The sequence below is a fragment of the uncultured Ruegeria sp. genome, from assembly GCF_947497005.1.
Taxonomy (GTDB): Bacteria; Pseudomonadota; Alphaproteobacteria; order Rhodobacterales; family Rhodobacteraceae; genus Ruegeria.
In genome coordinates this window covers 331245-340901 of the sequence record NZ_CANMFF010000004.1, presented here as the reverse complement: position 1 = coordinate 340901, position 9657 = coordinate 331245, and the positions used below count along the sequence as shown (strand labels likewise).

Annotated in this window: 11 protein-coding genes; 6 read left to right on the top strand and 5 right to left on the bottom strand. The window is 53.9% G+C overall.

Annotation, left to right across the window (positions count from 1 at the left end; translation table 11 throughout):
• From Q0816_RS08250 to Q0816_RS08240, 3 genes are all read left to right on the top strand, one after another.
• Nucleotides 1-1056, top strand: a 1056-nt coding sequence (locus Q0816_RS08250; RefSeq protein ID WP_298849333.1) for a LysR substrate-binding domain-containing protein, incomplete at its 5' end; no start/stop codon positions are given.
• Between the two features lie 109 nt (nucleotides 1057-1165).
• Nucleotides 1166-1543, top strand: a complete 378-nt coding sequence (locus tag Q0816_RS08245) for a hypothetical protein (RefSeq protein WP_298849331.1) — start codon at nucleotides 1166-1168, stop codon at nucleotides 1541-1543.
• Nucleotides 1543-2595 carry an alpha/beta fold hydrolase gene (locus Q0816_RS08240; RefSeq protein WP_298849329.1) on the top strand — a complete coding sequence of 351 codons (1053 nt, stop codon included), beginning with the start codon at nucleotides 1543-1545 and terminating at the stop codon, nucleotides 2593-2595. The genes Q0816_RS08245 and Q0816_RS08240 overlap by 1 nt, the downstream gene beginning before the upstream one ends.
• Nucleotides 2596-3301: 706 nt before the next feature.
• Here Q0816_RS08240 and Q0816_RS08235 read toward each other — a convergent pair.
• The gene (locus Q0816_RS08235) at nucleotides 3302-4000 is read right to left on the bottom strand and encodes an MOSC domain-containing protein (protein WP_298849327.1); all 699 of its coding nucleotides are present in this window, start codon (nucleotides 3998-4000) and stop codon (nucleotides 3302-3304) included.
• Nucleotides 3997-4542, bottom strand: coding sequence for a MarR family winged helix-turn-helix transcriptional regulator (locus tag Q0816_RS08230; RefSeq protein ID WP_298849325.1), 546 nt, complete (start codon nucleotides 4540-4542; stop codon nucleotides 3997-3999). The genes Q0816_RS08235 and Q0816_RS08230 overlap by 4 nt, the downstream gene beginning before the upstream one ends.
• 86 nt (nucleotides 4543-4628) lie before the next feature.
• Between Q0816_RS08230 and Q0816_RS08225 the strand changes: the two genes are divergently transcribed.
• Nucleotides 4629-5378 (top strand): hypothetical protein, encoded by a 750-nt coding sequence (locus Q0816_RS08225; protein ID WP_298849323.1) that lies wholly within the window; start codon nucleotides 4629-4631, stop codon nucleotides 5376-5378.
• A gap of 58 nt (nucleotides 5379-5436) precedes the next feature.
• Nucleotides 5437-5961 carry a redoxin domain-containing protein gene (locus Q0816_RS08220; RefSeq protein WP_298849321.1) on the top strand — a complete coding sequence of 175 codons (525 nt, stop codon included), beginning with the start codon at nucleotides 5437-5439 and terminating at the stop codon, nucleotides 5959-5961.
• Between the two features lie 169 nt (nucleotides 5962-6130).
• Here the strand turns inward: Q0816_RS08220 and Q0816_RS08215 are convergent, their stop codons facing one another.
• A complete protein-coding gene (locus Q0816_RS08215) occupies nucleotides 6131-7591 on the bottom strand; it encodes a catalase (protein ID WP_298849319.1) in 1461 nt (486 codons plus the stop codon).
• A gap of 96 nt (nucleotides 7592-7687) precedes the next feature.
• On the opposite strand from Q0816_RS08215, the gene Q0816_RS08210 reads away from it, so the two are divergent.
• Nucleotides 7688-8632, top strand: a complete 945-nt coding sequence (locus Q0816_RS08210) for a hydrogen peroxide-inducible genes activator (RefSeq protein ID WP_298849318.1) — start codon at nucleotides 7688-7690, stop codon at nucleotides 8630-8632.
• A gap of 84 nt (nucleotides 8633-8716) precedes the next feature.
• Here Q0816_RS08210 and Q0816_RS08205 read toward each other — a convergent pair whose 3' ends face one another.
• A complete protein-coding gene (locus Q0816_RS08205; protein ID WP_298849316.1) occupies nucleotides 8717-9082 on the bottom strand; it encodes a cytochrome c family protein in 366 nt (121 codons plus the stop codon).
• A gap of 39 nt (nucleotides 9083-9121) precedes the next feature.
• The gene (locus Q0816_RS08200; RefSeq protein WP_298849314.1) at nucleotides 9122-9649 is read right to left on the bottom strand and encodes a hypothetical protein; all 528 of its coding nucleotides are present in this window, start codon (nucleotides 9647-9649) and stop codon (nucleotides 9122-9124) included.
• Nucleotides 9650-9657 lie beyond the last annotated feature (8 nt).

Below are 9657 nucleotides of genomic sequence, written 5' to 3'. Positions count from 1 at the left end.
CAGTTGGTAACAACTGCAGTATGGCGCATCGCGACGCCGGTGGAGCAGGAGCCACCCACTCCATCCGGATTGGGCCGACAGCCACGGCAGCTAAGTACCACCGGGCTTGCGGACTTGACCATAACGCGCTGTACTACTTTGAGGTGCTCTCCCGAGAAATACGAGGCCAACTGTTTGCGCTCAAGCCCGAACCTTCCTCCGCTTCTGTCGCTTCGCGCGTTTTCAGCTGTTGCGAGGCTTTTAAGTTTTCGAATGGCCGCGGCCGAATTGCTAATTTCGCAAAGCACGGTCAGCCATCACATTCGGCAGCTTGAAACGATGCTTGGAACGCCGCTTTTCGCACGGCATGCCCGCAGCATCACTTTGACACCTGAAGGGGAGCGTTATCTCGTCGAAATCAACGCCGCATTCCGTACGATCACGGATGCGACCGCAGAGCTTCGGGCCGAGTCAGGACGGGAGACGCTTCGCGTCACGGCGCTGCCGTCCTTCTGCTCAATGTGGCTCATGTCGCATCTTGCTTCTTTTTCGGATGTGCATCCAGAGATTGACATTGAACTGGACCCAACACTCGAGATTGTCAGCTTTGCTCGCGACGAGGCTGACCTGGGCGTGAGGTTCGGAACCGGCCCTTGGAAGGGTGTGGATGCCCGGCTGCTGCATGTCGAAAAGATTGCCCCCGTTTCACATTCTGAGCGAACTCTTCCGCTCGCAGACCTGTCTGACGAACAGCTTCTCATGAGCCGAAAGGAGCAGGAATGGCAGTTTTGGGCGGAGTCGTGCGGAATTGATATAGCGGGCGCGAAACGGATGCCGCTCAACGACTATAATGTGGTGATCCAGGCGGCAATCGATGGTGGAGGTGTGGCGATCGGCCGTCAGCTACTCGTTGAGACACTCGTGCGCGAAGGTCGGCTCACTTGGCTCGCAGAACCCGAGACAGTAAACGAAAACCTCGGCTATTGGCTGGTAAGTGCTGAAGGACGGCCTTTTACCCGCGCAATGTCGCTATTTTCTGACTGGCTCACCGAGGCTTTCGCGGAAACCGGTATTTGAGCCTTACCACCAAGCGATCTATTTAATCGATCACAGATACGCCTCCTTCGAATTGGTAAGCATTCAAGCGCCAAATTACGTTCTTCCTTGTAACCGAAAGGAAGACGCCATGACTAAAGCGCGACGTGATAACCGTCCAACGCACGGCCAGAAAGGCCTGTTTTCAAATCTCGTCGATTGCGGGCCGGCAGTAGCCAAGTTTGACGCGCCCTTCGAACTCAGCCTGCTTCAACGCATTGTCGTTGCGAGCTTCCACGCCCTGACAACACATAAGACGCGGCGGGCACTGGAAGGTCTCGAACGCGCTCGTTTGCGCGACATCGGCTTGGAGTCGAGCGATATTGATCGCGCTGTCCAAAAAACTGCTGACCAGGCCTCCGATGAATTCGCGCGTCGGCTCCATCAGTGCTGGCGCTCCACCGGTCAATGGGCCGGATTCCTCAACGCAGAAATCAAATGCCTCGTGTGCGTCGGAAGGATGCGGTGATGAGTATACACGAGCCGTCCACATTCAAGAGCCAGATCACGCGCCGCAAAATGCTGCAGTTGACCGTGGCAGGCGTACTCAGTGCGGTCCTGCGACCATCCCCGAGCTTTGGAGAGACCAACATGACTAAAACGACACCTGCCGTCCCAGCCGATGCCACGTTTGATGGCTCCTGGCCTTTTCCCGCACGCTACACCGACGCGCCCGGTTACGCCGCCCACTACGTTGATGTCGGCCAGGGTCCCGAGACTTTGCTTCTGTTGCATGGCGAGCCCACCTGGAGTTATCTTTTTAGACACCAAATCGCAACGTGGTCGCGCCATCATAGGGTCGTGGCGATTGACCATATGGGCTTTGGCAAAAGCGCCACGCTAGGCGATCGGACCTACTGGCTGCAGGACCATATCGACAATCTGGAGGCAGTCGCTGTTGCTCTCGACCTGCGCGACGTGACCCTTGTGATGCATGACTTCGGTGGGCCGGTGGGTATGGGGTTCGCAATCCGCCATCCGGACCGGGTAAAGCGGATTGTCTCCATCAACGGGCCAACGCCGTTCGGCCAGGCCGATCTCCTTGACCGGCTGGTTGCAAATGCCAGCGAGGCCCCTTGGTTTCAGTGGATCCTGAAAGCACAAGATGACGGCACCCTTGAGCCGCTTCTGGGCCAGCTTGACTACACGATCCTGTCGACACTGAAGCTGAACGGATTCGAAGACGCCTCAATCGTCACAGACACTTGGCTTAACGCCTATAGAGCGCCATTCCCGACACCGGCAGAAGCCGCCGGTGCTATTGGATGGGTCAAGGGGTTTGCGATCGGGGCGCATAAGTTCGAAGAACCAGACGTAGCAGCCCGACAAGCGATCAGTGCGAAACCAGCGCTAGCGATTTGGGGTGAAGAAGACCGCACGCTGCATGCAAAGCACTTTCTTCCACTGTTCAAGGCAGTGTTTCCGAACGGCAGAATTCAGCGCCTGACGGGTGCCGGCCATTACAGCCCTGAAGACGCCCCGCGTGAAGTGACGGATCACGTGCTCTCTTTCATCGGCTAAACAATATCTGCGGTTACTCCGCTTCGATTGAGTAGCCGCGGACTACGACCATTGAACGACAGGTCAGATTTCCATGAAAACAGAGAAAACCGTTATAAGATCCAAGTTACTGAATACTCCTGTAGGCTTTGAGCTGAATTAGTCTTTGTGCGCAAGGCAAGGAAACGCAGCATCGCCTCGATGAGCAGTCATAGAAATCAAAAGTGCTGCGCCCTTCACGAACGGCTGCTCTCGGGAAGCCAGCCAGTGAATTCTGGAAGAGAAAGTCAGAGCAAACGAAACTGTCTGCGGGAGTCTGAGATGGGGTATTTGGGTCAGTTAATGACGCAATGGTCAAATTCAACTGATGCCCAACATCGGAGGTGCCTTCCAATGTCGAGCGTTCACCTAGTTTCTGGTCCAACTATGACGGTTGGGTCAGGTTCGTGTGACGTTCAACAACAGCCCTGTGGAACGTCACTGATATTTGACTCAATTGACGGCCAAAACCTCAATAAACAGGTCAATCACGTCATTCAATTTTGACCCAAACGTCAAGCATTTCTGGCCCAAGGTGATTAATGGCATTTCATCGATTCTGAAGTTGATGTCTAATTTCTTGCCTGCTCCACCCTGCGACTGACAAACGCGGATTTGACCATCATGGAGTTGAGAAGGTTACTAAGCTCGAGGAAACTACGTCACGACTGAACGCGCGTTGGATGTCTTATCCTGAGCCTCCAAGCCTTGCCGATGTATCCTCCTTGGCATTGCCCTCAGCCATTCTGCCAAAAGCTTGTCGCCAACCTTCAGCAAGTTCTTTCATCTGAGACAAAACCTCGGCATCTTCTGGCGATATGCGACGCGTCAGCCGTGCGCGTGTAACAGCCAATACAGACCAATTCGGATTTGGCCTTTCAGCCAAGGTGATCCGATCACCGGCGCCAACTTCGCCAGGTTCGAGCACACGATAGTACCATCCGGTTCGGCCCATCTTCTGAAACTGGTAGGGTATTTCCTTGCGCCCTGTATGTAGCCCAAGTTTCCAGCACGGCTGCCGTCCCTGGCTAATTTGAACTACCGCCGTCCCGAGTAACAGGATGTCGCCGATGCAGAGGTTTTCTTCGGTCAGTCCCGTCGTAGAAATGTTCTCGCCAAATGCCGCTGGCATCGTGCCAGGTGTCATTAAGCCCTCTGCTTGCCAAGCCGAATAGTGACCAAAATCATAATGATGGATGGCTTTGTCTTCGCCACCATGCACGGTCAGGTCCGCCTGAGCGTCCCCGGAAAATCCAAGCGAGGCAATGGCTTCCCGCCCATTCACCCGGTTTTTCTGAATGGCAGATGGAGGTTTTCCTTCCCAGCGATCTCTGATGGCTCCGAGGAAAATGCCGTCGATGTTTGCCGACAGTTCAGGATGGTTCATCTAGCTTCCTCGTGCTCAATGCAGATCTTGTCTTTTTCGCCGGGCTCTAATGAAACACCCAACAATTTGCAAAAACCGTTTTCCGTCGTGACATCATGATGGGCGCAGGATTTGCATTGGCCGAATGACCGGCCTCCATTTGCGGCCAAAGCCAGGCTGAGGCTTTGCGTCAACCCCTGCTCAAGCATGGCTTGGTTTTCTAAGGGCATATCTCCAATTGCCTGAGTAACAGGGTTTGACTGACTTACGATCTCGCCCCCTTCCTTGGTGAGTTCGTAGGAAATCGACCGCTGATCATGTTCTTTGCGATGCTCTTCTACATAGCCTTTGCGCGCCAAAGCTTTGAGCGTCTGTGACATCGTTCCACGGGTTGTTCCGATGTATTCTGCAACATGCGACGGCGAGCGCGAGAACATATTCGCCTCAGCGAGGTACTCGAGCGCCATCCTCTGAGTCGGGTTCAAATCTCCCGCCCATCCTTCGGAAGCATCAATCCGGGCCAGACGGTTGATCAGTGTGCGTATGCGATGATCTGTGTTCATAACACTTTTAGTAGCGACTCGAAATTATAGTTGCAATGTATTTCTCATTATAGTAGCGACTCGCTATCTTTTAACTGGAGACCCCCATGAAACTCTCAATGCTCACTTCCACTCTGGCCTTGTTCATCGGCAGCACAGCTCTTGCTGATGGGAACCATGCCATCCATCAAGATGGCGCCATCATATCTTCGGCAGACGCCAGTAAAGTCGCGGACTTTGACATTCTGGCCGCGCACGCGCACCGCAATGGAAACACGGTCACTTTTCACATGACCACGAATGGATCGGCTGGTGCCTCGGTTCCGGCGGCAACCGGAGAGGTCGGTGGATCAGACGTCTGGTCCTATGTCTGGCCTACGTCTCTGGACCCTTCAGCCGTTGGGTTCGAAGGTGGCACAGGCATCCTTGCAATGGCCGCAACCAGTCATCCAGATTTTGATGACACACCGCTTTTTGACGAGAACGGTGACGGCGACCCGGCGAATGACGGCATCGAATGGCACAGCCATTGGGTTGTGTTGACCCCGACCGAAGCTTGCGGACCCGACGCGCTTGCGGTGCGTGACATCCCCGAAGGTTCCTTACCCAAGCTACCTGCGACATGGCCTGGGTTTCCGATCTTTCTGGACAGCCCTGGATTTACGCCCTTGTTCGACGGCCCTGAAATCTCGGTGAACGCAGGCTTCGCCAGCGATGTGGAGTTGGATGGCGTGGCTTACGATGGTGTCACCTCGGCCTTGCGTGTGAACGCTAATATCCATGCGCCCTTGCTGTGCGTCACAGATGTCTTCGACGTCGCATCCGGCGATCTGAGCCTGCCGGGCAAGCTTCACTAACATTCCATTGCGCAGCCGCCGAACCCACGGCGGCTGCCTGCTACTGAGGACGAGGAAAATGCAAGCACCAGAGTTAGACGTCAGGGAATGGTTCAACACAGACACACCCCTAACCCTAGATAACCTAAAAGGACGGGTTGTCGTCATTGAGGCCTTTCAAATGCTGTGCCCAGGATGTGTCCTGCACGGTATTCCCTTGGCGCAGTCGATTCAGAGGACGTTTTCTGAAGAGAAGGTAGCCGTAATTGGCCTGCACACCGTGTTCGAGCATCACAACGCTATGACACCGGTGTCTTTGCAAGCTTTCCTGCATGAATATCGCATCGCGTTCCCTGTCGGCGTGGACAAACAGAGCGCAGGATCATTGCCAAACACGATGTCTCGCTTTGGCATGCGCGGCACACCAAGCCTTGTCCTCTTAGATCAGGCGGGGCAGATCGTTGCGCATCACTTTGGTCAGGTTTCGGAGCTTCAATTGGGGTCCGAGATTGGCAGTCTTCTGACACAGGAGGTCGTGTCGACCAAAGGCGGCACCGTCACTGTTGATCAAAACGAATGCAAACCAGGTAGCTGCAATGTTTGATCCGGCCAAGGTGCCCACATATGGAAATCGTTTTTTCCAAGCGCCATCGCCAAACCGTAGTTTTGTCTTACACGGCGACGAAAAGCCCAAAAACACCAAACTGTGCTCGCTACCCAACAACCCACAGCGTCAGGCAAGTCCCAAAAGATCGGGGACTTGCCAATTGTTTTTATGCCAGGTCTACACACTCGATGCTCAAACCAAGCGCGCTTGCCACACCGGCACCATATGCGGGATCTGCCTTGAGACAGTTCGATATGTGGCGGATCTGGATTGCCTTCCTTGCAGCTCCAATCGCGCGCGCAGTGTTTTCGAACAACACTTTTTGCTGCTCCGGCGTCATCAGGCGGAACAAATCACCGGGCTGCGAGAAATAGTCATCATCCTCGCGGTGGTTCCAATGATCCGCAGAACCTTCGATGGACAAAGGTGGTTCAGAAAAATCCGGTTGCTCGGCCCATTCGCCATGCATGTTGGGTTCATAGCCAATCCGAGATCCGGCATTGCCGTCGACCCTCATCGCGCCATCACGATGGTAGGAATGATACGGGCAACGAGGCGCATTCACCGGGATCTGGGAATGGTTGACACCCAACCGATATCGCTGAGTGTCGCCATAGGAAAACAGACGTCCCTGCAACATCTTGTCCGGCGAAAAGCTGATACCAGGAACAATTGTAGAAGGCGCGAAAGCAGCCTGTTCCACCTCGGCAAAGTAGTTCTCGGGGTTCCGGTTCAATTCCAGTTCGCCAACCTCAATCAGCGGATAGTCCCCATGCGGCCAAACCTTGGTCAGATCAAACGGGTTGATGTGATAAGTACCCGCATCCTTCTCTCGCATGACCTGGACATAGAGCGTCCATTTGGGAAAATCACCGTCTTCGATAGCATCATTAAGATCACGCTGATGGCTTTCACGGTCACCAGAGATGATCTGCGCGGCTTCCTCGTCGGTGAGGTTTTTGATCCCTTGCTGGGTTTTGAAATGGAACTTGACCCAAAAACGTTCGTTATCCGAGTTGATAAAGCTGAATGTGTGGCTGCCAAAGCCGTGCATGTGTCGGTAGGTTGCAGGAAGCCCCCTATCAGACATAACAATCGTCACCTGAAGCAAAGCTTCGGGAAGGCTGGTCCAGAAGTCCCAGTTGTTATCCGCACTGCGCATGTTCGTTCGCGGATCACGTTTGACGGCATGATTAAGATCGGGAAACTTCAGCGGATCGCGAAGGAAAAACACAGGGGTATTGTTCCCAACCAGATCCCAATTGCCCTCTTCAGTGTAGAACTTTACCGCAAAGCCTCGGATGTCCCGTTCCGCATCCGCTGCGCCGCGTTCTCCTGCAACGGTCGAGAAGCGCAGGAAGAGATCCGTCTTCTTGCCAACATCAGAGAACAATTTGGCGCGTGTATAGCGGGTGATGTCGTGGGTCACTGTGAATGTACCGTAAGCGCCGGACCCTTTGGCATGCATCCGACGTTCGGGGATCACTTCGCGATCAAAATGAGCCATCTTCTCGAGAAACCAAACATCCTGAAGCAGCGCAGGACCACGCGGCCCAGCCGTCAGAGTGTTTTGGTTGTCGGGCACTGGCGCGCCAAACGCGGTGGTCAGTTTCGGTTTGCTCGTCATGTCAATCTCCTGAGTTGGTATTGGCAGGACAAAACCGAAAACCGCCGAATTACTCCAACTTAAATAAATTATCCGATCGATAATCAGAGGTGATGCATGGTCAGAAGAACCTCAGTCGCCGGTCTTTCACTTAGAGATCTTGAGTACATTCAAAGCATTGCCGAAGAAGGTCATTTTGGCCGGGCGGCCGATATCTGTGGGGTTTCACAACCTGCAATCAGCCAACAGGTATTGAAGCTGGAGGCCCGGCTTGGATTCTCGATTTTCGAACGTCAGGGACGGCATGTCTCTTTGACGCAAAATGGCCGGATAGTTCTGCAAAAAGCAGAAACCCTTCTGACAGAGGCCCGTGAACTGTTGGAATTGTCGCTGAGCCTGAGTGACAATCTGGAAGGTGAGTTAAAATTCGGAGTGCTTCCAACGCTTGGACCATACCTGCTCCCGCTCATCCTGAAGTCCCTCAAATCGGCTTATCCCAAGTTAAGGCTGTCACTGTTCGAAGAACCCACGCATGTTCTTGAAGAGATGCTTGTCAAACGGGCGCTGGACGCTGCGCTGCTCGCAACCGACCCGAAACAGCCTGCACTAAGCGCGCTTGAGCTGTTTCATGAACCATTTGTTTTTGCCTGTCCCAAGGATCTGGATCTCAAACCCAATGAAAAGGTTCGCTGGTCCAAGGTTTTGTCCTCACAGCTCGTTCTGCTTTCCCAGGAACACTGTCTACGGGATCAGACCGTTGCGTTTTGCGACCGGATTGACCGACCAGGACAAAGAGTGGCCAGTAGTCTTGAGATGCTCCGGCAAATGGTCGCGCTGGGAGAGGGTTGCGCGCTTTTTCCGGCATTGTCTGTGAGTGGCCCCGACCGTTTCGGCGGCCTGGCAACAACACATCCCATTGCGGATGGGGTGTTTGGCCGTTCCATCAGACTGGCATGGCGCGACAGTGACCCGCGCACGGGGTCGCTTGAACATTTGGGGACTTTCATTCAGACCGTTATGGCTGCACCGGAAATGACGCGGTATTTGAACGGAAAAGCCTAGAGCCTGACCGACCACGGAGAAGGCAATTAGCGTTTCTTTGAGGGCAAGCGTGCAAGGCGCCATCAAAGAAACGCCGTTGGTCTGTCACTGCAGGGATTCCAGATAGGCCAGCAGGTCTGAGATTTGCTCCGATTTCTTTATTCCGGGGAAGGACATTTTCGTGCCTGGCAGGTACTTTTTGGGAGACGATAGGAACTCGGATAAGTGTTCTTCATCCCAAACAAATCCGGCTTCTCCCATCGCTTTTGAGTATTTGTAACCCTCAACGGCGCCAACTTCTCGGCCCCAAACGCCAAACATCGTTGGACCTACCTTTTTCTTACCTTCGTCAACTGCATGACATGCGGCACATTTTTTGAAAACTTTTTCGCCTGCCGCCGCGTCGCCTTCTGCGGCAACGCTTTGAGCACCCGCCAGTACTATTGTGATAGCCACAAGAATACCTCTCATGAGATCGTTCCTTCCTTTTGATTACAGATAGTTGAGAGTTCAGGTTTGGACCGAAACTGCAGTCGGTTTTGTTTTTCGGAACAGGCCGCGCATTTCCCGAATGCCGGCCCAGAAAAGAAAACCGATCTTCAGAAATTCAGCCGCGACGTAGAGCAAATGCAATGAGCTGTCCTCGACTGGTTGACCCGCGATGATCGACAGCGTTCGCGTGTTCAGCAAAGGTAGGAGCCAAAGCCTTTGAAACCCGAACACGCAAAGGGCGGCAATTAATGGCAAAGACGGTTTCTGCCGGGACGACAGTAGAAGAACTACAATCAACAGCGCGCAAAACGCCTCGAACACGCCAATCCACAGGAACTGCATCCGCCCAACATCCAAGGCGATCGGCAATGTCAATGACGGGGCTTGGAACTTGGCCGGAGCCGCTATCAAATTACCGCTAATTGCAGCGCCCATCCAAACAGAGATAGTCGCAATGAGTGCAATGCGCGCAGCCCCCAAAAGAGGCTCGGTATTAGCCGGTCGGTCATTGGAGACAGAGGTATTGACAGTTTGTGTCACGCTCATGATCGAGC